This window comes from Psychrobacter sp. S1-30-MNA-CIBAN-0213 (genome assembly GCF_040309845.1).
Lineage (GTDB): Bacteria > Pseudomonadota > Gammaproteobacteria > Pseudomonadales > Moraxellaceae > Psychrobacter.
Window position 1 is genome coordinate 108,762 of record NZ_JBEOPE010000004.1, and the last position, 26,346, is coordinate 135,107.

Sequence of the window (26,346 nt, forward strand, 5' to 3'; positions counted from 1 at the left end):
GAACATAATTGTTCAGTCTTTTTTTTATGCTAATATACTCGTCATATTATTTATTCACAAGATTAAAGCGAGTAGTTTCAATGTCGATAGGTACTAAAACAGTAGATAACAAAAACATTAAGCAAATTATTTGTATTAAGTGGGGCACAAAATATGGTGCTGATTATGCCAATAAGCTATATGGTATGGTGTCACGCAACATTACCCCGCCGTTTCGTTTTGTCTGTTTTACCGATGACACAACAGACGTACGTTCAGAGATTGAGTGTCAAGAACTGCCACCTCTAGATGTTACGATGCCAACTAACACCTTAGGTAAATGGCCAAAGTCACGGCTTTGGGGCGAAAAGTTAGGTGATTTATCGGGTACGGTTTTATTTGTAGATTTGGATGTCATTATAGTAGATAGTCTTGATCCATTCTTTGAGTATGGCGAACCAGATGACGTTATTTTATCTTATAATCCAAGTAACCCTCTGGAGCGTCTAGGACAGACATCATGCTTTAGGTTTCAGGTAGGCTCATTGGTATCGCTACAAGAGAAGTTCAAGGCAGATCCACAAGGAATCGCTGACGAGTATCGTTTTGAACAGCGCTTCGTGACGCGTAATGCACCAGGCGGTGTAGAACTATTTCCAAAGGCATGGGTGGCACACTTTAGACGTAAATGCCGTCAGCCATTTCCGCTTAATTATATTAAGGAGCCAAAGATTCCTAAAGGTGCTCGTATCGTCATCTTCCCAGGTGATTTATATCCTACGCACGCTATTGAAGGTAGATACAATAAAAATGCTGCCAATAATCCTAAAGATCATTTAAAAAGACTCACTGAGCCCAAAAATCTAAAAAGTCCATTACGTCATTTACGTCATTTTATCTTGCCAGTAGGCTGGATTGAAAAGTATTGGAAGGAATAGTTAGATATTACTTCTGAAAATATCAAGTTAATTATCAATTTGCTAATAAGTTATAAAATATGAACCAACATCCTAAAATAGCTGTGCTTATTATTAGTAATCTTAGAGGAGGCGGTGCAGAGCGCTCTGTACTTACTCTAGGACAAGGATTCTATGAGTTAGGTTACGAGGTTCACGTCCTAAGGTTCAAAACTATAGCAGAGTATGACCTTAATCCAAATTTAAACTATCATGTATTTAACTTGAAACCCTATCGAATAATCCCAAAAGGACAGATTCGTCATCAGTTATTTGCCCGTGCAGTTGATAAGTACATTTCAAGTAAAATAGGGCAGGCAGATATTGTTCTATCTAATCTAGAACCTTCTGATAGAGTTATGGTCTATAGTAAATTACCTCATGTTATGTATGTGATCAGAAATAATACCTCTCATAGATTTGGATTAATTAACAACCCTAAAGCTAAAGATAAAATTAGAAAGTTGCAAAAAATATATGAAAAACATCCCTGTATCTGTATTTCAAAAGGGGTTGAGAATGATTTACGAGCTAATTTAGGTTCTAATATCATTACTACTACAATTTACAATCCTTTTGACAAAAGCGCTATTGAACAACTAGGTAACGAGACGCTTAGTTGCTCTCATGAAGTGCTCAAATCTAAACAATATCTTTTGCATGTTGGGAGCTTTAAACCTCAAAAAGCCCATGATGTCCTGCTCAAAGCTTACGCAGAATCATCTAGATTATATCCTCTAGCATTGTTAGGACAAGGTCAATTACTTGACCAAACTAAAGAATTGGCCGAAAGCTTAGGTATCGCTGATAGGGTGGTGTTTCTAGGGTTTGATAAAAACCCTTATCCCTTTATGAAACATGCAAAAGGATTGGTTTTATCGTCACATTTTGAGGGTTTTGGACGTGTAATAGTGGAATCATTGGCTTTAAAAACTCCAGTGGTGAGCACCGACTGTCCGTCAGGACCAAATGAGCTACTACCTGTTCAAAATCTTGTACCTGTAGATGATGTACCTGCTCTAGCGAATAAAATGACAGCATTGATGGCAGAGCCACAGAAATTTGCAGTTAGATTTGATGAACAGTTTTTACCTAAGAATATTGCTCAGCAATATGTTGATTACTTAGATGCTAAGTAGTTTCTTAAGACGTAAACAGTTATGACAATAAAAGTAAATATATTTGTAAAAAGAGCAGAGGAAGTTATAGGTTTTTTAGCGTAAAAATTCTACTTACTCGTGACATTAAAACTCAGTTAACAAGGTTTTTCATGAGTAACAATATTATAGAAAAACAAGAAAGTAGTGACAAAATGGTTCAAAAAAAGGTATTACTTGTCATTAACTGTCTACAAGGTGGAGGTGCAGAGCGCTCCGTCCTTACTTTGGGACAAGGCTTCTATGAGCTGGGTTATGAAGTACATGTGTTGAGATTCAAGCCCCTCGTAGAGTATGATCTCAATCCAAATCTAATCTATCATGTGCTACGATCTAAGCCATATAAATTAATACCAAATGCGCAACTTCGCTATCAGTTGTTTGCACGTACTGTTGATAGGTATATTCTAAGTAATATAGGTCAGCCAGATATTATTTTATCTAACCTTATACCTTCAGACCGAGTTATGGTCCATAGTAAATTACCTAACCTTATGTATGTTATTAGAAATACGATTTCTAATAAATTTGAATTAAACAACCATTCTGAAGTTAATAAAGTTAAAAAGCTACAGAATATTTATGGGAAGCATCCTTGCGTCTGTGTTTCAAGAGGTGTCGAGAAGGATTTGCAAGCCAGTTTGGGTTCGTGTATTTCTAGCACCACAATTTATAATGCGTTTGACAAAGAGTTAATTGAGAAGCTGGCTAGCGAGCCACTCAACTTGCAGCATGAAGCACTAAGATCAAATCAATATCTTTTGCATGTAGGTAGCTTTAAACCTGAAAAAGCCCATGATGTGCTATTAAATGCCTATGCTCAATCATCTATGGCATATCCTCTAGTGTTACTGGGTAAAGGAAAAATGCTTGACCAAACGAGAGCGTTGGCTAAAAAATTAGGAATTTCTGATAAAGTTATATTTTTAGGGTTCAACAAAAATCCTTATCCCTTTATGAAAGATGCAAAGGGATTTGTGCTATCCTCACGCTCCGAAGGCTTCGTTAGAGTTATACCCGAGGCAATGGCTCTGAACGCTCCAGTGATAAGTACTAACTGTCAGTCAGGTCCAAGTGAGATGTTACCGATTTATAATCTTGTACCTGTAGATGATGTACCTGCTCTAGCGAATAAAATGACAGCATTGATGGCAGAGCCGCAGAAATTTGTAGTTAGCTTTGATGAACAGTTCCTACCTAAAAATATTGCTCAGCAATATATCGACTACATGGCTTCTTAGTGAAATTTTATAAAGCATAACTGAAAACAGTTAGAGCGTATATGCAGGTAGTAGGCTAAGTAAAACGTGAAGATTCTTTACTTAAACTGAGTAATATTGTTTGTACCACGCGACAAATCTTGCAATTCCATCTTCAATATTGGTTTCAGGCTTAAAGCCAACGTCACTTATAAGCTCATTTATATCCGCATAGGTAATCGGTACATCACCTGGCTGCATTGGCAATAAGTTTTCTTTGGCTTTTTTACCACAGGCGTTTTCAATTGCTGTAATAAAACGGCGCAAAGTAATAGGCTGATTATTACCGATGTTATAAATTTTATATGGCGCATTTGCTGTGGTTATGGAAGAGGTCTGAGGAGAAGGAGTCTTATCTATTATACGGACGATACCTTCTACAATATCATCAATGTAGGTAAAGTCGCGTTGCATCTCGCCATTGTTAAATACATCAATTTCTTCACCAGCTAATATCTTTTTAGTGAAGGAAAAATAAGCCATATCAGGTCGACCATAAGGACCATAAACCGTAAAGAAGCGTAAACCAGTCGTAGGAAGGTTATATAAATGGCTGTAGGAATGTGCCATTAATTCGTTAGATTTTTTCGTGGCTGCATATAAGCTGATAGGAAAATCAACACAATCAGCAGTTGTAAATGGCTGCTTTATATTCATACCATAAATAGAACTAGAGCTGGCATATATCAAGTGCTTAACGTTAGTGTGTCTGCATCCTTCAAGAACATTCAAAAATCCCACCACGTTTGAGTCAATATAGGCATTTGGATTTTCAATAGAATATCGTACACCAGCTTGAGCCCCAAGATTGATGACAATATCAAATTTATAGTTAGAGAAGAGAGTAGACATTGCCTCACGATCGGCAAGATCTAGCTTAATAAATGTAAATATATCTGCTGATGAGTTTTCACCTAGCATTTTTATGCGATCATTTTTCAAATCTACATCATAGTAGTTATTGATGTTATCAATACCAACAATAAAGTAGTTCTTATCTAATAATTTTCTTATGAGATGAAAACCGATAAAACCTGCTGCACCAGTTACTAAGATTTTCATTAATCGCTCCCAAATAAATCTCGAGTAAATACTTTGTGCGAGACATCTTGTATATCGGATGACAACCGATTTGCGACAATGACATCACTCATCGCTTTAAATTCTGCCAAATCCTCTATCACGCGCGAATTAAAGAAATCCTTTTCTTTTAAGACAGGTTCATAGACAACAACCTCAATACCTTTTGCTTTAATACGTTTCATAATTCCTTGAATAGCAGAGGCTCTAAAGTTATCCGAACCGCTTTTCATTACCAGCCGATGCACTCCAACGATTTTCGGTTTTCTTTCGATAATTTTATCAGCGATAAAGTCTTTACGAGTTCCATTAGAGTCAACGATGGCTTTAATAAGATTGCTTGGCACTTCATCGTAATTCGCTAATAGTTGCTTGGTATCTTTTGGCAAGCAATAACCGCCATAACCAAATGATGGATTGTTGTAATGATCACCTATACGAGGATCTAAACCAACCCCTTCAATAATTTGTTTGGTTTCTAGTCCAAATATCTGTGCATAAGTATCCAATTCATTAAAATACGCAACACGCATTGCTAAATAGGTATTTGAGAATAGTTTGATAGCTTCGGCTTCAGTAGATTTAGTGAAGAGTTGTGGCACATCTTTTCTTATAGCTCCCTCAAGCAATAAATCTGCAAACAGTTGAGCACGTTTGGACTGTTCGCCAACGACGATTCTTGAAGGATAAAGATTGTCGTACAAGGCTTTCCCTTCTCTTAGAAATTCAGGAGAAAAAATAATGTTCTCTGTTGAATAACGTTTTCTTGCTTCACTAGTATATCCAACTGGTACGGTTGATTTAATAATGATTAAGGCTTTCTGATTTACTGAAATGACTTGCTCGATAACATCTTCTACACTACTAGTGTTGAAATAATTAGTTTTCGAATCGTAATCAGTAGGCGTAGCAATAATAATGAAGTCAGCGTCTTTATAGGCGTTTTTAGCATTTAAGGTCGCTGTAAAATCAATATTTTTGTTCAACAAAAAATCTTCGATATCTTTATCTTCGATAGGAGATTTTTTTGAATTGAGCAGTTCAATTCTTTCTGGGACAACGTCAACTGCAATCACTTTATTATGTTGAGCAAGCAACATAGCATTTGATAAGCCTACGTAGCCTGTACCTACTACTGTTATTTTCATAAAAAATCCAAATATACATTTAATTTATTATTCTAGGTTTGTTTCTATTCACTGGTATCTAATAATAAAGATGGCAAGTGCGCTGAAAATTTCTGCATCATAGCACTAGTAACTCTCTGATAGGAATCTGAATCAAGAAGATCTAGACTTTGTATACAGCCATATTTAACCTCATCTTTTTGTAAATTTGTTATAAAGTTCTCAACACCACTTTTATTTTTTAGATAATTTATAGTTGTAGGAGGTTTTAAACAAGCCTCCTTTTGTTGAATTTTTAAATGGTTTGTAAGGGTAATAGGATTAAATTGGGCGACATCTCTAAATCTATACTTGATTTGCTCGCTTAGTAATTGTACGTTGCTTAAAAGATAATTTTTTAGTGTGGTTTTATCTACCATATGCGGATAATGATGAATTTCGAAAAACTGATTCATGTTAAGGATCTGAGCGCTTAGCATTTGAGCAGTAGTGTGCTTAGGTTGAACCTTTGTTCCTAATATTTTTTGTAAGGATTTTCTATATTTAAGCTTAGCCTTTATAGCTGAGCTTTTTCTCCAATGACCGTGGATAATAATACTATCATCATCTAGAAAGTCTCCAATTTTTGCAGGCTGATTAAAAAAGAAATCATCATTCATGTATATGAAGTAGTCGGATAGTTCAGGAATATTCCACAACATAGTTTCGATAGATCTGGTATTAAAAGTAGGTAAGAACTGCTCGTAACCTAAAAATATATCTTTGTGATCTACAATGCGAATCTTATCCTTTGGACAAAGACCTTCATTGAAAAATTCATTAATAAACTCTGGTTGTTGTTGGTCAGTAACAACATATATATGGCGGCAGAAAGGAACATATTTAATAATAGAGGCAATATTGTAATAGATCTCATTATTACTTGCGAAGCGTGTTGCACTTACGGCACCTGAGGCTACGTTTTCTGTTTTCTTATAATGTTCTCTTTTCTTTTTAAGTGTTGGACTATCGCCATCTACCCATGCAATTACAACATCTATTTTCCTTTCACCCTGCTGTTTCATATCTTATCCTATCGTTCTATTATTAATATTCTTACAACCAAAGGCTTAGACTGGTATAGTTAAACCCTTTACCAGTGTTGTCATTGACGGCTCTTAACGGACAAATCTGACCATAAAAGATAATGATTTTTCTATAGGCAGGAAAACAGAATGCGCATAAAATTTAATTTATGAATAGCGTCATTATGAAAGTAGATGAGACTATCATATAAAGTAAGTTTGCTGCAATAATTAACGGATTGGTTGGTTATTAATAGATATTAAGAAAGCTATATCAAGGCAATTATGACTCAACCTATTATTCTCCTGATATTAAAAGCACTAGAGGGGCGCGGTGCTGAACGTATGGTCACCACATTGGCTCGTGCCTATGTGAAGATGGGCTATCGTGTTCATGTACTTTGCTTAGAGAATACGCAGGAGATGATATTAGACTCTCGCGTTCAGCATCATATGGTTTCGTACAATGAGCCTCTCTTTGAACAAGAAATTGAACAAGTAGCCGCATACAAGGCAGTTGCTGAGCGCATAGATTGTTATGTTGTTGAAAATATAGGAAAGCCAGATTTAATACTCGTCAATATCTATAAACTAAATTGGATTATGGCTTACAGCCAATTACCGAATATAGTAAATGTATTGCATACGGCATTATCTAGACAATTCAAAGATAAGTTGTCAAGAGCGCCAGTTCATACTATCGCACACTTGAAATTTGTATATGGTACTCATCCTTGCAGTTGCGTGAGCGAGGGTGCACGTAAAGATTTAATAGCGCTTATAGGCAATATTAGTAGGACAACAACGATTTATAATCCATGTGATGTTGATGACATTAAAAAGGCAGCCTTACAGATGCCAGATATTGAACAATTTGGCTTAACCATTAAAGGATATATAATTCACGTAGGGTCGTTAGATACGATGAAGGGTCATTGTGATTTGTTGCAAGCTTATGCTAGGACAGACCGTAAGCTGCCGTTGGTACTAGTCGGTAAGGGCAAGCTTGAAGATGAGATTGAACGGTTATCCATTCAACTTGGTATTGAAGATTGTGTGAAATTTTTGGGATTTCAAGCCAATCCTTACTCTTTGATTTCGTCGTCAGCATTGCTGGTACTTTCATCAAAGTTTGAAGGATTTGGTTATGTCATCGTAGAAGCGCAAGCGTTAGAGGTGCCAGTAATTAGTACTGATTGTCCATTTGGTCCAAGAGAACTATTGCCAGAACAAAACTTAGTACCTGTCGGAGATATTGATGCATTAACAACACTAATTAATGAAGCAATGAGTAATCTGAGCAAATACAAAGCGCCTTTAAATCAGCAGATGTTGCCCAACCACGTCGCTTGTCAATATCTAAGGTTCGGTCAAAATTATTGAAGTTAAAAATGAGGTAAATCGAGGTTATTGAATAAGCTTCTGGAAATAGGAGAGTGATTATAAACAATAACTCCATGTTCTTTGTAGACTCTGCCTAATAAATTAAACGATGGCACAATACGACCATTAATTGCCTTATCAAGTTTACTTGGAGCGCTATTGTCTGTATTTTCATAAAATCGTGGCTCATTGCTATTAAGTAGATCGATACCGTAAAGATGAATGACGATAGCGTGACGAGAAAATGCTAACTGCGCTGCCACATAAGCCACTGTGCCTGCTTCTACAAATCCATAGGTAACATCAAGAGATACTCCGATAGCAGTAGGTTTATGACTATCCTCAATGATAAAATTAGGATTTTTAGCAAAGTAGGATAAAGGTTTTTTTCTATTAAACCATCTTTTTTTAAAAGCTAACTTACTAAACAAAAACTTATTTGATTTGACTCCCCAAGGTCTATCTACTGGGTATAGTATACGCATTGCATTATGATAAGTACGCATGATATCAGGATGTGTTACGGCCAGTGCTTCAAACACAGCTAAAGTCGCATATAAGGGCTGACCCGTATAATGCTGCTGTAAAATTTCAGGATGATGGTTGATAAAGTAGGCATCGCTAATCACATAGCCGACGACATCAGTAAAGCAATATTGCTTAGTTAGACTAATACTACCATTGACAAAAATAGTGGGTATATCTAGTAAATCTGAGAGTTGTAAATGAGTAATAGAAGGGCCAGAGGCGATAATATTTATGGCTTGCTTATGCAGGCTTTGTTTTGATTCCTTGGCATTAAAAGCTTCGATAGTGATGGTCTGATTGTCAATATCAAAGTCAACGGTGGAAGGTAGTGCCAAATTTAGCGCCATATTATTTTCCAATTTTTACTTTCAACCGCTTCATGTCATTGTTTTTTGATAGCTATAATACTGATCAATTATATCGCGTTGAATAAGGAAGTAATAATAGGCGCCTAAATATTTTTACAGCCAATACTTTTTTAGCCAAGGACTTGGCTTCACATGGCGATACCATTTACCACCGCCTCCAGCTATCGCATCTGGTGGATTAATCTCCCCGTGGAAGATAATGATTTTTGCACCGTCAGGAAGTTTTGGTGCTCGCATAAAATTAAAAGGAATGGGCGCAATGCATTGATATTTAAAGCTGACGCACCATTCCTTATCCCAGTATTCTAAATGATGATGTTCACGTAAATAGTTAGATAGATAAGCCTGTTCATGGCGTACTTCCGAGCTGATTTTAGCAAAATTCTGCTCAAAATTATTTAGTAAGTTGGGGTAAGTGTTTTGACCGATTCTAAATCGATACACTGAGCTATTACCCACCATGCGCCATGGCTTTTTCCAGTCACGGATAATCACGACACTATCATCATGTTCGGCTTTATAAGTGAAGAAGCTATCAATATTGTCGACGATAACGATATCAATATCTAAAAATAGCGCGATACCTTTTAGACCATATAATTCAGGCTTAAAAGTAGTGAGCTTTTTCCAGCCGCGCTCAGGTAGCCCAGCTGGTAGATTAAGTTCAGGGATAGGATAGCATTTTACTGCAGGATCAATACCGCTACTATCATCAGTTAGGCAAACCATTTGAAAGTCTAAAGTCAGATGCCTACTGACCATATTGTACAAGCGGTTGACGTATTCAGGACCATACTTGTTACCCCATTTCATACAGATGATATAACGCTGTTCAGTCTTACTATCGCTGGTATGAACTTGAACGGTAGATAAGGATTCAGTTGTGTCAGTTGCCATAATAGACTCGTATGGATATCAAGGAAGGATTGAGAATGCTGCTAATCTTAGCATAGATGTGATTATCTGTACGTTAGCAAGCTTAAGCGTACGTACTAGGTATCTACACTATCGTTACGATGCTCAGCCTGATTGACACGAATAAAATCAGCTAGAGCAGTCTCACTAGCGCGATAAGGATTGCCCAAGACAGGTAAGTTTTTGAAACGTCGATAACCCCACATATAATGGTTAAAGTTATCGGTAATCATATTTTCCATAGCCCGATTTAGTGCATCTGCAGCAATAGAGGCATCACGATCGTAGAGGGCTGGATCATCAAGCTTATAGCAATAGATATCAAATCCACGTCCGTCATCACGACGAATACAAGATATTCCGACCAATGCACATTTGGTTTTGCTGGCAAGCTTGGAGGCAAGCGTGCTGGTCAAAGTCTTAACACCAAAGAAGGGCACAACGACACCACCTGAAGGATCAGGAACGTGATCAGGCAGTACAATACTAAAACCACCTTGTTTGAGGGTTTTAAATACTGCTTTGACACCACTACCATCGGTAGGTACTAGCGTTGCATTAAGACGTGCACGGCCTTGTAGGACAAATTCATTAGTGATATCGCCCTTAACAGGCTTATACATGATAGTCGGCGCTCCAAACTGATTTAGCCATGCGTTCATCATTTCCCATGTACCCAAATGCGGTACGATAGCAAGCATCCCATTGGGATTGGCAAGTCCTTCTAAAAGAAGCTCTTTGTTATGGACATCACGGATTTGAGCAATGCTCCATTCGGGTAACATTGCCCAGCTCTTTATAGATTCGACACTACTTAGGCACTGGTGACGAACAATATCTTTAACTAAAGTTTTTTTCTGAGATTCAGATAGTTTAGGGGCGATAAGCCTCATATTGATTTTGATAGTGCGCACCAAACTCGAATTTGGTAGCCACATTATAATCAAAGCCACAAAACGTGCCAGCATCTGTAATACAGACAGTGGCACGTACTTGAAAATATGATACGGATTCATAAACATTCACATAGTGATGAATCACATAATAAGACATTGAATGAATAACCGTTCATTATCAAACCATCTATTGAGAAGGTTTGTTGGTGTCGGCTTGCGCTTTTTCGCGCACACGAATACCAAGATCACGTAGCTGCTTGCTATCGACTTCAGCAGGTGCTTGGGTCAATGGGCACTCAGCAGTTTTGGTTTTTGGGAAGGCAATGACATCACGAATAGAGTCCGCACCGACCATGAGCATAATTAAGCGATCTAAACCAAAGGCCAAACCACCATGCGGAGGCGCACCGAATTTTAATGCGTCAAGCAAGAAACCAAACTTGTCTTCAGCCTCTTGCTCACCGATACCTAAAGCATCAAGTACGGCTTGCTGCATATCAAAGGTATTGATACGTAAGCTACCACCGCCAACTTCTGTACCATTCAGTACCATATCATAAGCAATAGATAGAGCGTTTTCTGGACTATCTTTTAGCTCCTGCACTGATCCTTTAGGCTTAGTAAACGGATGGTGCATTGATGTCCAGCGACCATCATCAGTTTGCTCAAACATTGGGAAGTCAGTCACCCAAAGTGGTGCCCACTTACACGTCGTCATTGCTAAATCTAGACCAATTTTCTGACGTAGTGCACCGATTGCATCATTGACGATACTGGCTTTATCCGCACCGAAGAAGATAATATCGTTGCTTTCAGCACCAGTACGCTCAATCAAGCTGACCAATACATCATCAGTCATGTTTTTGATGATAGGAGACTGTAGGCCAGATTCTTGCTCCACGCCGTTGTTGATGTTGCTGGCGTCATTGACTTTAATGTACGCCAAACCGCGCGCACCATAAATACCAACAAACTTGGTATAGGCGTCAATCTGCTTACGACTTAATGAGGCGCCACCAGGGATGCGTAGGGCAGCAACGCGACCTTTAGGATCGTTAGCAGGACCGGAGAATACTTTAAATTCAACGTCTTTCATCAAGTCTGCAACGTCGACCAATTTTAATGGAATACGTAAGTCAGGCTTGTCTGACGCATAGTCACGCATTGCTTCAGCATAAGTCATACGTGGGAATTGCTCAAATTCAACATCCATCATAGTTTTAAATAGATGCTTGATAAGACCTTCGTTGATATTCATGATTTCTTCTTCATTTAAGAAAGAAGTCTCAATATCGACTTGGGTAAATTCAGGCTGACGGTCAGCACGTAAATCTTCATCACGGAAACACTTAGCGATTTGATAATAGCGATCAAATCCTGACACCATTAATAATTGCTTGAACAACTGCGGTGATTGCGGTAAGGCAAAGAAGTTACCTGGGCGCGTACGTGAAGGTACAAGATAGTCACGAGCACCTTCAGGCGTAGCACGAGTCAAAATAGGGGTTTCAACATCCAAAAAGCCATGATCGTCTAAGTAACGACGAATTGCTGAAGTGGCTTTGGCGCGGAACACCATACGCTCTTGCATTTGCGGACGACGCATATCAAGATAGCGATACTTTAAACGCAAATCTTCTGAAACCGTTGTATTTTCATCATTCAAAGGAAAAGGCGGGGTTTCAGATTTGGCTAATACTTCAATCTCTTTGCCCAACAGCTCAATTTGACCGCTGGTCATATTAGCGTTTTCAGTACCTTCATAACGACGACGAACGCGGCCAGTGATTTTAAGTACATATTCAGGGCGTACCGCATCAGCAGTGGCGAATGCTTCTGGGGTATCGGGATCAACCACTACCTGCAGAAGGCCTGCACGGTCACGCATGTCTAAGAAGATCACCCCACCATGATCGCGACGACGATGTACCCAGCCTACGATACTAATAGTTTGTTCCAGCAAGCTTTCAGTGACAGCACCACAATATTCGTCTCGGTATTCGCTGTGCATCGCCATTTCGCTATCCGTTGTAATACTCTGCGTCATAATATTAGTTATCCAGTTGTCAGCCCAGTTCAAAGTACGATAATGCAGCCATCGCTATGTGATTTCAACCATCGCTATTTTTTGATTAACCCAGTACAAACTATTATGGCAACTATAGCCATTTAGTAAGCTTGGCGTAGTTTGTCGATTGAAATTATTGGTTCAAATGGCGCCGCTATCTTAATGCATGTTGTATTCATGTCATTAAAAAATAGCAAATAAAACGCGATCAAGACAAATCCTCGTCGCGTTGGCTGCATAAAAATAGATGTAAGCGCATATTATGCCTAAAGTGCTTTTGTTATACAACTCTCCTCGCGCAATCCTAGTACAATCAACCATTAATGATGAGGTGACATAAGATTATTACAGTACTCTTATACCGTTAGCTCATAAAGTGATTAAATATTGCCACCTTGCTTGAAAACTATCTATAACGTGCACATATCAAGCTAACGCTAACCCTATAATGTAAACAAGCTAGCCTCTTATTTAAGGAAACCGCTTCATGCTATTTCATCCTTCTAAAAACCCTGTTGAGTTAAGAATTATTCATCTCAATAAAAGCCAAGAACAACGTCGCCAAGATTTAATGGAAGCGACGCAAGGCAAAGCTGCATTAAAACAGTTAAAAAAGCGCATGGCCAAAAAAGCCAAGCAAGCTCTAAAAGATAAAGCCAAAGGTAAAAATAAAGGCCAGCAAGTATTCGTACTCGACTTCGATGGTGATCTTAAAGCGACTGCTGTTAAGCATTTACGTGAAGAGATTAGTACGCTAATAAGTACGGCTAATGAAGGTGATGAGGTCGTTGTGCGTCTCGAATCAGGTGGTGGCTTAGTGCATGGATATGGGCTTGCAGCAGCGCAGTTAGCTCGTCTAAAAGATGCGGGGCTTAAGTTGACCGTCTGTGTGGATAAAGTAGCTGCGAGCGGCGGTTACATGATGGCCTGTGTTGCTGATAAGATTATCGCAGCACCATTCGCTGTTATCGGTTCGATTGGCGTAGTCTCGCAGCTACCGAACTTCCATAAATGGCTCAAAAACCACGATGTTGATTACGAGATGTTCACGGCAGGTGACTACAAGCGTACGGTAACGGTCTTTGGTGAAAACGATGCAGAAGATCGAGCCAAATATCAAGAAGAGCTTGAGCAAACGCATGTGCTATTTAAACATTTTGTCAATCGCTATCGCTCAATGCTAGATTTAGATAAAGTGGCTACCGGCGAGCATTGGTATGGTGAAGATGCTTTGCATCTCAATTTGGTTGATAAGCTCCAAACCTCGGATAGCTATCTTTTAGAGCTGATGGATAATAATGAAGTCTATGCACTGCATTCACGCCAAAAGCCAACCTTGGCAGAAAAATTAGGGCTGTCGCAAGCGGCAGAAGCAACTTTGAGTATGGCTGCTGATAAGCTACCTGATGCTTTGATGCGCTTTGATTTTAACAGTCGTTTAAATATTTTAAAATAGAATATTAGCGATTAGATGCAATCATAAGACACGAAATTATTGCTGAAAATTGTGTATTGATTCAACAAATTTGTTTAGTAAATATAAAGGTGTGGCCTAGTCGGTCGCGCCTTTTTTGCTGTTTATTCATAATGCCTATGTTATAAATGTAGCAGATGGGAAAGAGTAAACGTACGTACACCGTAAAAGCTAAACTAGATTTTTATATAAAATATATAACAAGGAAGAGGAATATAATAATGTCTACCAATACATCTACCGCTATGTTTACCGCAACGCCACATGGCCAAGCTATGTATGAGCAAGTCAAAGACTTTATCGCTACTCAAATTGAGCCGATAGAAGCGCAGTTTTGGCAAGATTGTCACGAGCAAAATCCTGATGGCAATTGGAAAAACTGGCAATGGCCTGAAAAATACGAAAGCTTACGTAAACAAGCTCGTGAAGCTGGTCTATGGAATCTGTTTCTACCTGATGACACGTTAGGTGCTGGGTTATCAGTTACTGATTATGCACCGATTGCGGAGTTGACAGGACGTAGCTTATTAGCGCCTTATGTCTTTAACTGCAACGCTCCTGATAGCGGCAATATGGAGCTGCTATGGCGTTATGGTTCTGAGGAGCAGCAGGACAGATGGTTGACGCCATTATTAGAAGGTAAAACCCGCTCGGTATTTTGTATGACTGAGCCTGAAGTAGCGTCAAGTGATGCGACCAATATGCAGGCAACTGCTGTGGTTGAAGGTGATGAAATAGTCATTAATGGTAGCAAATGGTGGTCATCTGGCCTTGGTGACCCTGCCGTTGATGTATTGATTGTTATGGCTTATACCCCTGATGACAGTAAAGATCGTCATCATCAGCATTCTATGGTACTGGTACCAGCGAAAAATGCAGGGGTCAATATCAAGCGTATGTTAAAAGTATTCGGTGATTACGATGCGCCGCATGGTCATGGCGAAGTTAGCTTTGACAATGTTCGCGTACCTGTCGATAGCTTTATCGGCGGACCGGGTATGGGCTTTGAGATTGCTCAAGGTCGACTAGGGCCAGGTCGCATTCATCACTGCATGCGTTGTATTGGTGCAGCGGAGAAGTCGTTAGAATTGGCAGTGAAACGCGGCATGGAACGTACCGCATTTGGCCAGCCGCTATTACAACTAGGTGGCAACCTCGAGCGTATCGCTGAGGCACGTATCAAAATCGATCAAGCACGTCTGCTTACATTATATGCCGCGCAAAAAATGGATGCACAAGGCACTAAAGCCGCATTGACTGAGATATCAGCCATTAAAGTTGTAGCGCCAACGGTATTACAAGAAGTTGTCGATATGGCGATTCAAATTCATGGCGGTATGGGCGTGTGCCAAGATACGCTGTTGCCAAGCTTTTTTGCACAAGCGCGCGCGCTGCGCTTAGCCGATGGTCCTGACGAAGTGCACAAAACTATGATTGCCAAATTAGAACTAAAGCGTCAAGGGTTTCGCCTTAAACGCTAAATAATAATTCGCGAGTAATTAAAATAGCCTAAGCAGGAATAAGTTTAATTTAAGAACAATAGATGACCGACTTTGAAATAGTTTCTTGAAACCATTTAAGTTTAAAATAATTTTCAAGGTCGGTCTTTCTTAAAAATATTATTATTAATAAGTGGCTACTAAGCGACCACATGATAAGGAATATCACATGGCAACAGATAACAATAATATGACGACCAATAATAAGGTGTTAGATAAAGGCGGACCAGTACGAGAAGGTGAGGCGCCTGATGCACAAGCAGTTAGTGACTGGTTGCGTGCTCAGGGCGTGGATATCACAGGCGAGCCTACCATTACGCAGTTCTCAGGCGGTGCTTCAAATTGGACATATCGTCTACAATATGGCGGTGATAAAGGCCAAGATCTCATCTTACGCCGTCCGCCAAAAGGTACCAAAGCCAAGTCTGCCCATGATATGGTACGTGAATATACCGTACAGAATGCGCTGATGGATGCTTATCCTTATGTACCAAAGATGGTAGCTTTGTGCACGGATGAAGATGTAATCGGAGCAGATTTCTACGTCATGGAACGTATGGAAGGTATTATTCCGCGTGCCAATTTACCAAAAGAGATTGAACTTAATCCTACGCAGACGCGTGAGCTATGTACCAATGTGATTGATGCCTTGATTGAGTTGCATCAAGTTGATTATCAACAACATCCTGACTTAGTAGCGCTGGGTCGCGGTGACGGCTACTGCGAGCGGCAAGTCAGTGGCTGGGATAAGCGTTATGTGAAAGCCAAAACCCTTAACGTGCCAAGTTTTGCGCTAGTGCGACAATGGCTTGGAAAACATACGCCTGCCGACAGCACTACTTGTGTCATTCATAATGATTGGCGTTTTGACAATGTTATCTTAGATGCCGCTGATCCTACCAAAGTTATTGGGGTATTAGATTGGGAGATGGCTACTTTAGGCGATCCATTGATGGACTTGGGTAGCGCATTGGCTTATTGGATTGAAGAAGATGATAATATCATTATGCAACAGTCACGCCGTCAGCCGACGCATTTAGAAGGCATGATGACACGTGATGAAGTGGTTGAATATTATCTTGAGCGTACTGGTCTACAGATAGAAAACTGGACGTTTTATGAGGTATTTGGGTTATTTCGCTTAGCGGGTATCGTGCAGCAAATCTATTATCGCTATTATCATAAGCAGACGCAAAATCCTGCTTTTAAAAACTTCTGGATTATCGTCCATGTCCTGCATGCTAAGTGTCTGAAGCTGATTGCAAAGCATGAAGGCGATGCGCTATTTATGACTCATGTACAGCCACATTTGCAAGATATGGGCATGGATGCTGCTACCATCGAGCAGTTACCAAGCCCTGTACGAAACGTTATTAAAGGTATATTGCCAAAAGGCTATTTTGATCAAAAAGCTAACTCATCTGAAAAATAAAACTTTAGAATATAATAAAAGGTAATAGTGCTATGACAACTATTCTGTTGGCACGCCATGGTCAGGCATCGTTCGGACAAGAAAACTACGATCAGCTCTCAGAGTTGGGTAGTACGCAGGCGCGCTTGCTTGGTCAGCATTATGCGACCACACAGCGCCGTATCGATGCGATATTTACAGGCAGCCTATCACGGCAACAGGATTCTGCACGCTATTTTTGGGAGACCTATCAACCTTCTGTAACTACTAGCGATGCTAAACCTGCATTGAATCTGTCGGCTCCTGATAGCTATGTCATCGATGCATTTAATGAGTTTAACCATAAAGATGTCTTTATCAAGTCTGACCCGGCTTTTACTACTCAAGAGGCTGTTGCCCAAGAGCTTGCTAAGTCTGATACACCAAAGGCTCGTTTAGCTGAATTGTTTAATCTTGCAATGCAGCGCTGGCATGCTGGCGATAATGATTCAGACTATCTGGAAAGTTGGCCACAGTTTAACGTACGTGCACAACAAGCACTTGAGCATGTACGCACGCAAGCTACGCAACTGAGCCATTTAGAGCGTGATAGCACTATACTAGTCTTTACTTCAGGTGGAGTAATCGCTGCTATTACTGCTCATTTATTGCAGCAAGGCAGTCAGACGGCCTATCAATTGAATAGAAGTCTTGTCAATACAGGCGTTACCTCTATTACCTTAAAAGAGCAAGCCCCGCGTTTACTATCTTTAAATGAATATAGTCATTTATTTGCTGATGGTAAGCGCTATGTTACTTGGCGCTAATCGCGTTTTATAATTGGTTTTGAGGACTCTAGTTACTACGGTAAGTATAATAAAGATATAAATAACTGAATAGTTGAGCCAGTTGAGCTATAAACGCGTTATTACTTGTTTTGATACACAACCGGCACCCATCTGCTCAAACATATCTACTATAATAGGTATTTTTTAGAAACACTCTTTTATATTTATATTAATGCACTGATAGATAAGGGACTGCTTATGCAAAATAAATTAATAAGCCTAGTAACGCAGACGGCTAAGCAAGGCAAGGATCAGGCATTAAGTGCCATTCAACCGGCACGCTATTTAAAAGGTTTGACCACATCTCAAGTTGGAAAAGGTAAAACTGTTTTGATTACAGGTGCCAGTTCAGGTCTTGGCGAAGGGATGGCACGGTTATTTGCAAAGCTGGGCTACAATTTAGCTATTTGTGCTCGTCGTACCGATCGTTTGGATCAACTTAGAGCTGAGTTGACAGAGCTGTATCCTGAGATAAGAGTGGCTTATCGTGTCCTAGACGTCACTGACTATGACGCAATATTTAAAGTGTTTGATGCTTTCGCTGAAGATTTTGGTCACATAGATCGGGTAGTGGTCAATGCTGGAGTAGGTGAGAGTCGCCGTATTGGTAAAGGTCGTTTTGAGACCAATCGCCGTACCGCTGAGATCAACTTTGTCTCTGCATTGGCACAGTGTGAAGCTGCGATGAAAATCTTTCGCGCGCAGAATAATGGTCACCTAGTAGTGATATCTAGTATGTCGGCGATGCGCGGTTTACCTAAGCATATGACTACTTATGGGGCGAGTAAAGCAGGTTTGGCATATTTAGCTGAAGGCATTCGTGCTGATATGTTGCTGACTAAATTACCCATTAAAGTCTCTACTATTTATCCAGGCTATATCCGTACTGAAATTAATACCAACGCCAAGCCACTACCGTTTGAAGTTGATGCTGATACCGGTACTAAATCTATCGTAGCTGCCATTGAATCAGGTGTTGCAGAAGCATGTGTACCAAGCCTACCATGGTCAATCGTAGGACAGGCGATGAAGCATTTGCCACTTAATGTAGTCAATAAAATAAGCTAGTCGGTTAACTGTTAAATAACACTTATTTAGACAGTAAAAAACCCTCTGCATTATCGTGTAGAGGGTTTTTTTTATAGCAATTTTTTATAAAATTTGATCTTCATCAAGCTTTGTAATTTTTAGCCTGAGTTTTAAAAATATGAAGCAATGCATTGCATTGTACGCATAGCTTAGATTGGCTTAGGCATTGTCTGATACATGCTTTTCACGTAATTTCTGACGTAATACTTTACCAACGTTACTTTTTGGTAGTTCACTAACGAATTCGATATGGCGCGGACATTTATAACCCGTTAAATTATCTAGCGCAAAATCTTTAATCACATCTGCAGTGACATTATTGTCTGCTGGTACGATATAGATCTTGACGGCCTCACCTTGCTGCTCATCATGAATGCCAATCACGGCACAATCGACAATACCATCACAATCAAGCATGACCGACTCAATCTCATTAGGGAAAACATTGAAGCCTGAGACCAAAATCATATCTTTTTTGCGATCAAGCAAAGTAAAGTAGCCTTTTTCGTCCATACTGACGATATCACCAGTACGAAAATAGCCATCTTTGGTAAAGCTCTCACTATTATCATGATTGAAATAACCAGAGGTCACATTAGGACCTTTGATACACATCTCGCCTGCCTGATGCACACCAACGCGCTTATTTTCATCATCGACTATAATAATATCAACGCCAGGACCTGGAACGCCAATTGTTCCATTAAATTTACGATCTGTCACTACATTAGCTGTACCTACAGCAACGCCTTCCGTCATGCCCCAACCTTCAATCATTGCGCAACCTGTGGTTTCTAACCAGCGCGCTGCTGTTTGCTCAGTCGCTGCCATACCACCTGCCTGCGTGATACGTAGTGAGCTAAAATCTAGCTGTTTAAAGTTCGGCTGATCGAGCAGTCCTTTAAATAAAGTATTGACCGCAGGGAAGATATGGAAGGGCTGCTTTGATAAGGTTTTGATAAACCCTGGCATATCGCGCGGGTTAGGTATCAATATAAAGGTATAGCCCGAACGCATACCTAATAGGCTGAGCATAAAGGCAAAAATATGATAAAGCGGTAGAGCCATAACCATATTGATATACACCTCGTTCATATTTGAGGTGACAGGGCGGTACCATGCTTCTGATTGTAGGGCAGCTGCTATGATATTGCGCTGGGTCAATACTGCTCCTTTTGATAATCCTGTGGTGCCACCGGTATATTGTAAAATGGCTTTTTGTTCTAATGCCATTGTTGGTGCTTGAAATGGTAACGCTTTACCTTTTTTAAGGACATCAGGGAACTTGGTTACTTCATGCTTAGGATCGTTAAGCTTATATTTAGGGACTAAGCGTTTAACCTGACGAATAACAGTATTGACCAACATGCCTTTTAGACCCATCATGTCGCCCATTTTTGATAGGACAATACGATTGATAGCGGTCTCATCCACCACTTGTTCAAGAGCTTGAGCAAAATTATCAACGATAAATATGACTTTAGCGCCTGAATCATTTAATTGATGGCGTAATTCACGTCCAGTATATAAGGGGTTGATAGGGGTACAAACATAGCCTGCGCGCAAAATACCAATCATAATTGGCAAATACTGCGGTACGTTTGGCATCATTAGCGCCACAAGACTGCCTTTAGGTAGACCTTGCGCTTGCAACCATGCAGCGACTGCCAATGATGCTTTATCGATATCGTCATAAGTATGAGTAACGCCCATGCAAATACTCATAGGATGCATACGATAACGATTAAAACATTCCTCATATAGCTCTATTAAGTTGCCATATTTATCAGGGTCAATCGTTTTGGGTACAGTACTAGGGTAATGATCCAGCCAAGGTTTATTCTCTGTCATTTTGAGCGTCCTTAAAATGTATCGATTGCTATAGGGAGAAGGCTTAGAAGAGAGCAGTTCTATCCCTGTCAATAATACAAATTAGCGCTGATGCGACCAATATGGCGCTGATTGCGATAATATCCTTATTTTTTGACGGGCTGCTAAGATACTTTAGTCGTTATATAACCTGAGCTTAGTTTTCTAAAATTTATTATATAAAAACTGTCATATAAAAATTCATTAAGTAGATTCGACTATTAAGTAAACTTGGTCTCTGAGGAAAAATACAATCGAGTTTTATTATCATTACTAAAATTAATATTGAAATAATGTAGTTGTATAATTTAACAGTAGACTAACATAGCTGTAATTGATGTTTATATTGCGGTAGGAATACTAAACAGTATATAAAAAAAGTAGACAATTATATTTATATATGGTGCAAGATAAAGAAGATCAATGGTCACTGGGGTAGGATGAATTGCTTTCTGCGGTTAAAGAAACGTCTATAAATGAGAAGTGCGCTTATCGTACAGCCAAGTGTACTGCTTACACAGATTAAAAACATGGTTACTATCTGATAGCGTACGGCCTGGGTAGGATCTGCGCCAGCGAGTATCTGACCAGTCATCATACCTGGTAGACTGACGATACCGACGACTAGCATAGAATTAAGAGTGGGAGTCATACCATTGACGATTGCAGCACGTATCTGCTCGTGCACAGCTTCAAACGGATAGGCAGATAAGCTCAACATCATCTCAATACGTCCCTGCTGCTCGTGAAACGATTCGACAAGTTGATTGCTGGTCAAGGAGATAGCAGTCAGAGAATTACCTAGTATCAGACCCAATATTGGAATAACAAATTGCGGTGTATACCATGGCTCTACCCTCAAAATAAGGCCAATGGCGATAATGGTAACCAGTACAGCTGATGTGCCGACTGCAATAAGAGTGTCAGTAAACAAACCTTTATAAATGCGTTTGACTCGATTTTTGGCAGCTACTCCTGCAATGAGAGTCATAATGGTTAAAATTAATAATACTTCATACCATTGTTCACGCGCAAAAATCCAAGCGAGTATCAGTCCAATAAAGCTGAGCTGGACTACTGTACGAATAGCCGCGATTAAAAGTGTTTTAGTCAGTTTTAGGCGTAGTCGCCATGACACGATTAGCACAATGACAATCAAGCTGCTGGCAAGTGCAATGTCACCGTAAGTCAGTAAGATTTGGATATCATCTGTACGAATCATATGTGCTCGTCATAAAATCAATTAATGGTGAACAGGAGAGAGCGAATAAAGGTTGGAGCAGTCAGGCTTATAGAGAGTAAGTTAGTTATGCTATTAAAATATCTCAGTTAACACGCCTGCTTGCATATGCCAATGCTTATCTGCTAATGGCATAATATCTTGCGTATCATGAGTTATCCATAATAGAGTGCGTTGAGGTTTTGATTGTAACCAGCTGATTAGTAAGTGTACAAGCTTCGCTGACGTATCAGCATCTAAAGCCGCCGTAGGCTCATCTAATAGCAGTACTTGTGGATTTAACTGTAATAAGCGCAGGGTATTAACCAATTGTCGCTCACCGCCTGATAAGTGACTGGCCTCTTGCTGTAAAAAGTCTGCTGTACGCTTTAGATACGCAAGCTGCTCTATATGCCAGTCGATATCAAACTGCCTATGCTGATGCGCTTGTAGCCGGTAAGGCATTTGCATGTTTTCAAGGACGCTACCTTCTAGCAGCTGTGGATGCTGGGCAAGTAAAGCAACTTGCGCGCGCCACTGTGTAGGTGAGGTGTCATGAATACTAAGATATTCATTGCTATTTTGTCCGCTACCATCTTTATATCTGCTACCGTCTTGACGTAGCCAAACATCGCCTGTGGTGATGGGTGACAGTCCAGCTAGAGCTCTTAGTAATACAGATTTACCACTGCCAGAATGACCGGTCAATACTGTCACTTGTCCTTCTTGTAAGGTGCCACTAACGCCAGTTATCAACGCCCGTTTATGAGTAGATAGAGAGTTATCCGAGGCTGATTTAAGTTTGCTTTTTATCGTCGTCAGCCATTTTTTAGGCGTTGCAGGCTCACTAGCTAGAGCAGCACTTTCTTCACCGCTCGGACTTACCATTGTAGAACGCTTGCTATATACCCAGATATTTTCGAAAGTGAGCAAAGGCTTCTTATTGACAGTCATAGGTAGATATCATTGCTCATTAGCGTGGTGGGTAATAGCTTGCTGAATACTATTTTGAAGATTCTTTGGTACTCTTATTGGCCGTATGGGCGCAGCACTAGCTGGGGTAGTAGAGTTAGTAGTTGGTTCTGGTTTTGTCTGATTTTGCACGCAAGCAATGACGATTTTAGCGCTGCTTAATAGAGTTTCTGCAGAGGTACGGTTTTTTTGATCCGCCTCCTCTGCCACACGACGATGAATACTTTGATAGAATACAATACTGGCAGGTTTTAGCTCAACTTTATCAATGCGTACATCAATGATTTCATCTAAGAATATAGCTTTTTTATACTGTAATTGTGCCTGACTCACTACAAAATGCTGAATTTGGCCATCATCAGAATGCATAAAATAGCCATTTAATCCAAGCTTGCTGAACCAGTCGCGGCGGCAGTTTTCAAAAAATACTAAGTGATTGGCATGATAGACTATACCGCCAGCGTCAGTATGGTTGATATATACATGGTAATCAGTAGAAAATAGCGGTGTAGCTGTAGAATTTGATGTTTCTGTAGTCATAATTTGGCTCATATAGTTTGGCTGATAGAATTGTTCAATAAAAGTGCTTCAATACTTACTAATGCATACAATATAAAAATTATTAGGATCAAAATATTAAATTGGTGTTTATGTCATAACGACCAATAAAGTAAGATTTTCCACTGTAGCCTAAGATTTGAGATCACGCAACAGATGAGACAGCTTAGGTCTGTTATCATAGCTATTTATTACCGCATTCTATGCAGAAATTTATCAAAAATAATTAAACTCGAATCAATATAGGATATCGCATGACCCGTTTTGTTAGTTTTAATATCAATGGTATTCGCGCTCGTCAACATCAGCTTGAGGCGGTGCGAGAAGTAATCGACCCTGATGTGATGGGGTTGCAAGAAACTAAGGTTCATGATGACCAGTTTCCCCTTGAAAATGTAGAGAGCCTTGGTTATCACATTGAGTATTTTGGGCAAAAAGGACATTACGGGGTGGCATTATTATCTAAGGTTGCGCCTATATTTGTACAAAAAGGTTTTCCTGGAGAAGATGAGGAAGCGCAAAAACGCTTTATCCACGCACGCTACGAATTGCAAGGACGCGAGATTGATGTGCTTAATGGTTATTTTCCGCAAGGTGAGAGCCAAGATCATCCGACTAAATTTCCAATGAAGCGCGCCTACTATGCTGATTTGATAGCTTATATTGATACGCTAAAGGCAGAAGGGCGCTCGCTTATTATCATGGGCGATATGAACATTGCGCCAGAAGATATAGACATTGGCATCGGTGAGGCTAATGCTAAACGCTGGCTCAAAAATAGAAAAACTTCATTTTTACCAGAAGAACGTGAATGGTATGCGGACTTAATGTCACGCGACTTAATCGATACCTATCGTCTGCACTATCCTGAAAGCACTGAGTTATATAGCTGGTTTGACTATCGCAGTCGCGGCTTCAACGATGACCCAAAGCGTGGCTTACGTATTGATCATATTCTATGTACCCCTGACTTAACTAGCCAGTGTGTCGATGCAGGTATCAGCTATGAGCTACGCGCAATGGAAAAACCTTCTGATCATGCACCAATTTGGTCTGCATTTGATTTAAGTCAAGATTAGGGCGTGCGTAAAAGTAATATTGATAAATGCATCTCTAATAAATAACTCTAAAAATTAATTAATAAGGATTGAGCTATGGCTGTCGGAAACGTTGCAGTACCCAATACTATTTATCCCATTGACGGTATCAAATTAAGTGCTACCGCAGCGGGCGTGCGTTATAAAGATCGCGATGATTTAGTGGTAATCGAAATTATTGAGACTGCAACCAGCGCAGTTGTGACTACTAAAAACACATTTTGCGCTGCACCCGTACATGTATTGCGCGAGCACTTTGCCAAGACCAGTCCGCGCTATTTAGTGACCAATACAGGTAATGCTAATGCGGGTACAGGTGCTGATGGCAAACGTCGCGCAGAAGAGATTTGTGCTGCCTTAGCTAGTAAAGCTGGCGTAAATACCAATACGGTATTGCCGTTTTCTACTGGCGTGATAGGCGAGCCGTTAAATAGTGAAGCAGTCATAGCAGGGCTAGATAAGGCTCTAGCCAATTTAGGTGCTGATAACTGGTTGGCAGCAGCTAACGGCATTCGGACGACTGATACTATCCCCAAGCTAGCGAGCCAAAAGGTAGATATTGCAGGTACTAGCTATCATATTACTGGTATCTCAAAGGGCTCAGGCATGATTCGCCCTAATATGGCGACGATGCTAGGTTATGTCGCAACGGATGCTAATATCGCTGCTGATCTATTGCAAGAGATGTTGATTGCTATTAATGAGCAGTCATTTAACCGCATTACCGTCGATGGTGACACCTCAACCAATGATTGCTGCGTATTGATAGCAACAGGCGCTGCCAGCTCACAGGTAATCGACAGCCCTGAACATCCGCATTATCAGTCTTTATTTAGCGCTCTAACTGAAGTGTTTGTACGTTTGGCACAATTAATTGTGCGTGATGGTGAGGGTGCAACGAAATTTATGACTGTAAAAGTTACTGGTGGAAAAACGACTCAGGAATGCTGCGATGTGGCTTATGCAGTCGCGCATTCACCTTTGGTAAAAACAGCATTCTTTGCGAGCGACGCTAACTGGGGGCGTATCTTAGCGGCAGTTGGTTATGCAGGTATTGAGGATTTAGATACAGAGCAAGTCGATGTATATCTAGATGAAGTTATGATTTGTCAAAACGGTGGTGTAGCGCCTAGCTATACGGAAGAAGCGGGCAAGACAGTCATGAGTCGCCCTGAAATTACCATTCATATTGACTTAGCACGTGGCGATGCTAGCGATACTGTCTATACTTGTGATTTATCCTACGATTACGTCAAAATTAATGCTGACTATCGTAGCTAGTTTGAGTCTTTCACTAAAGTATGTTTCGTTATCAAATACCAGTCATAAGAAAATACCACAATCAGCAGTTAGTACGATTAGTTAACATCAGTTGCAAATACTGACGTTACGTTACAAAGCAGTTATAGAGGCAGAGCTTACTCACGACCTATACTAATTGCAGTACAACAATAAGCAGTACTGCCTATGTTTGGCTATCTAATTTAGCTTTTACTTAGCAGTACTCATTATTAACGCATTTATCTGAAGATGATATATCGTACCTCCTTA

At 40.0% G+C, this 26,346-nt stretch carries 22 protein-coding genes; 11 read left to right on the forward strand and 11 right to left on the reverse strand.

From position 1 onward, the window contains the following. Positions 1–80: 80 nt before the first annotated feature. The 3 genes from AAEY87_RS05515 (at position 81) to AAEY87_RS05525 (ending at position 3,333) form a co-directional block, all read left to right on the forward strand. Entirely contained in the window at positions 81–917 is an 837-nt protein-coding gene (locus AAEY87_RS05515) for a glycosyl transferase (RefSeq protein ID WP_350656273.1), read from the forward strand. 59 nt (positions 918–976) lie between these two features. Beyond that, positions 977–2,074: a glycosyltransferase gene (locus tag AAEY87_RS05520; RefSeq protein ID WP_350656274.1), complete on the forward strand. Its 1,098-nt coding sequence runs from the start codon at positions 977–979 to the stop codon at positions 2,072–2,074. A gap of 131 nt (positions 2,075–2,205) precedes the next feature. Continuing rightward, positions 2,206–3,333: a glycosyltransferase gene (locus tag AAEY87_RS05525; RefSeq protein ID WP_350656275.1), complete on the forward strand. Its 1,128-nt coding sequence runs from the start codon at positions 2,206–2,208 to the stop codon at positions 3,331–3,333. Positions 3,334–3,414: 81 nt separating this feature from the next. Here AAEY87_RS05525 and AAEY87_RS05530 read toward each other — a convergent pair whose 3' ends face one another. The 3 genes from AAEY87_RS05530 to AAEY87_RS05540 are packed head-to-tail and all read right to left on the reverse strand — an operon-like array spanning position 3,415 to position 6,622. Further along, on the reverse strand, positions 3,415–4,413 hold the full coding sequence (locus tag AAEY87_RS05530; protein ID WP_350656276.1) for an NAD-dependent epimerase: 999 nt from the start codon (positions 4,411–4,413) through the stop codon (positions 3,415–3,417). Beyond that, entirely contained in the window at positions 4,413–5,579 is a 1,167-nt protein-coding gene (locus AAEY87_RS05535; RefSeq protein WP_068035614.1) for a nucleotide sugar dehydrogenase, read from the reverse strand. The genes AAEY87_RS05530 and AAEY87_RS05535 overlap by 1 nt, the downstream gene beginning before the upstream one ends. Before the next feature lie 44 nt (positions 5,580–5,623). Beyond that, on the reverse strand, positions 5,624–6,622 hold the full coding sequence (locus tag AAEY87_RS05540; RefSeq protein WP_350656277.1) for a stealth family protein: 999 nt from the start codon (positions 6,620–6,622) through the stop codon (positions 5,624–5,626). Positions 6,623–6,907: 285 nt separating this feature from the next. On the opposite strand from AAEY87_RS05540, the gene AAEY87_RS05545 reads away from it, so the two are divergent. Next, complete coding sequence (locus tag AAEY87_RS05545; RefSeq protein WP_350656278.1) at positions 6,908–8,005, forward strand: glycosyltransferase; 1,098 nt, start codon at positions 6,908–6,910, stop codon at positions 8,003–8,005. Between the two features lie 2 nt (positions 8,006–8,007). Here AAEY87_RS05545 and AAEY87_RS05550 read toward each other — a convergent pair whose 3' ends face one another. From AAEY87_RS05550 to aspS, 4 genes are all read right to left on the reverse strand, one after another. After that, positions 8,008–8,880 carry a WaaZ-like lipopolysaccharide core biosynthesis protein gene (locus tag AAEY87_RS05550; RefSeq protein WP_350656279.1) on the reverse strand — a complete coding sequence of 291 codons (873 nt, stop codon included), beginning with the start codon at positions 8,878–8,880 and terminating at the stop codon, positions 8,008–8,010. A gap of 114 nt (positions 8,881–8,994) precedes the next feature. Further along, positions 8,995–9,798 carry a glycosyltransferase gene (locus AAEY87_RS05555; protein ID WP_350656280.1) on the reverse strand — a complete coding sequence of 268 codons (804 nt, stop codon included), beginning with the start codon at positions 9,796–9,798 and terminating at the stop codon, positions 8,995–8,997. Positions 9,799–9,893: 95 nt separating this feature from the next. Further along, complete coding sequence (locus tag AAEY87_RS05560) at positions 9,894–10,832, reverse strand: lysophospholipid acyltransferase family protein (protein ID WP_350656281.1); 939 nt, start codon at positions 10,830–10,832, stop codon at positions 9,894–9,896. A gap of 67 nt (positions 10,833–10,899) precedes the next feature. Then, complete coding sequence (aspS, locus tag AAEY87_RS05565; protein WP_350656282.1) at positions 10,900–12,759, reverse strand: aspartate--tRNA ligase; 1,860 nt, start codon at positions 12,757–12,759, stop codon at positions 10,900–10,902. 508 nt (positions 12,760–13,267) lie between these two features. Here aspS and sohB point away from each other — a divergent pair. The 5 genes from sohB to AAEY87_RS05590 all read left to right on the forward strand — a co-directional run bounded on the left by sohB (position 13,268) and on the right by AAEY87_RS05590 (position 19,059). After that, complete coding sequence (sohB, locus tag AAEY87_RS05570) at positions 13,268–14,236, forward strand: protease SohB (protein ID WP_068035626.1); 969 nt, start codon at positions 13,268–13,270, stop codon at positions 14,234–14,236. A gap of 263 nt (positions 14,237–14,499) precedes the next feature. Beyond that, positions 14,500–15,735, forward strand: coding sequence for an acyl-CoA dehydrogenase family protein (locus AAEY87_RS05575; protein ID WP_350656447.1), 1,236 nt, complete (start codon positions 14,500–14,502; stop codon positions 15,733–15,735). A 187-nt stretch (positions 15,736–15,922) separates the two neighbouring features. After that, positions 15,923–17,185, forward strand: a complete 1,263-nt coding sequence (locus AAEY87_RS05580; protein WP_350656283.1) for a phosphotransferase family protein — start codon at positions 15,923–15,925, stop codon at positions 17,183–17,185. Positions 17,186–17,217: 32 nt separating this feature from the next. Next, positions 17,218–17,970 (forward strand): histidine phosphatase family protein, encoded by a 753-nt coding sequence (locus tag AAEY87_RS05585; RefSeq protein ID WP_350656284.1) that lies wholly within the window; start codon positions 17,218–17,220, stop codon positions 17,968–17,970. Between the two features lie 219 nt (positions 17,971–18,189). Beyond that, on the forward strand, positions 18,190–19,059 hold the full coding sequence (locus AAEY87_RS05590; protein ID WP_350656285.1) for an SDR family oxidoreductase: 870 nt from the start codon (positions 18,190–18,192) through the stop codon (positions 19,057–19,059). Between the two features lie 180 nt (positions 19,060–19,239). Here the strand turns inward: AAEY87_RS05590 and AAEY87_RS05595 are convergent, their stop codons facing one another. From AAEY87_RS05595 to AAEY87_RS05610, 4 genes are all read right to left on the reverse strand, one after another. Continuing rightward, positions 19,240–20,931 carry an AMP-binding protein gene (locus tag AAEY87_RS05595; RefSeq protein WP_350656286.1) on the reverse strand — a complete coding sequence of 564 codons (1,692 nt, stop codon included), beginning with the start codon at positions 20,929–20,931 and terminating at the stop codon, positions 19,240–19,242. Positions 20,932–21,376: 445 nt separating this feature from the next. Then, positions 21,377–22,171: an ABC transporter permease gene (locus tag AAEY87_RS05600; RefSeq protein ID WP_350656288.1), complete on the reverse strand. Its 795-nt coding sequence runs from the start codon at positions 22,169–22,171 to the stop codon at positions 21,377–21,379. A 93-nt stretch (positions 22,172–22,264) separates the two neighbouring features. Then, entirely contained in the window at positions 22,265–23,122 is an 858-nt protein-coding gene (locus AAEY87_RS05605) for an ABC transporter ATP-binding protein (protein WP_350656289.1), read from the reverse strand. A 9-nt stretch (positions 23,123–23,131) separates the two neighbouring features. After that, positions 23,132–23,680 carry a thioesterase family protein gene (locus AAEY87_RS05610; RefSeq protein WP_350656290.1) on the reverse strand — a complete coding sequence of 183 codons (549 nt, stop codon included), beginning with the start codon at positions 23,678–23,680 and terminating at the stop codon, positions 23,132–23,134. Positions 23,681–23,952: 272 nt separating this feature from the next. Here AAEY87_RS05610 and xthA point away from each other — a divergent pair, with 272 nt between their 5' ends. Next, entirely contained in the window at positions 23,953–24,777 is an 825-nt protein-coding gene (gene xthA / locus AAEY87_RS05615; RefSeq protein ID WP_350656291.1) for an exodeoxyribonuclease III, read from the forward strand. A gap of 75 nt (positions 24,778–24,852) precedes the next feature. Then, positions 24,853–26,076, forward strand: a complete 1,224-nt coding sequence (gene argJ / locus AAEY87_RS05620; RefSeq protein WP_350656292.1) for a bifunctional glutamate N-acetyltransferase/amino-acid acetyltransferase ArgJ — start codon at positions 24,853–24,855, stop codon at positions 26,074–26,076. The last annotated feature ends 270 nt before the right edge of the window (positions 26,077–26,346 follow it).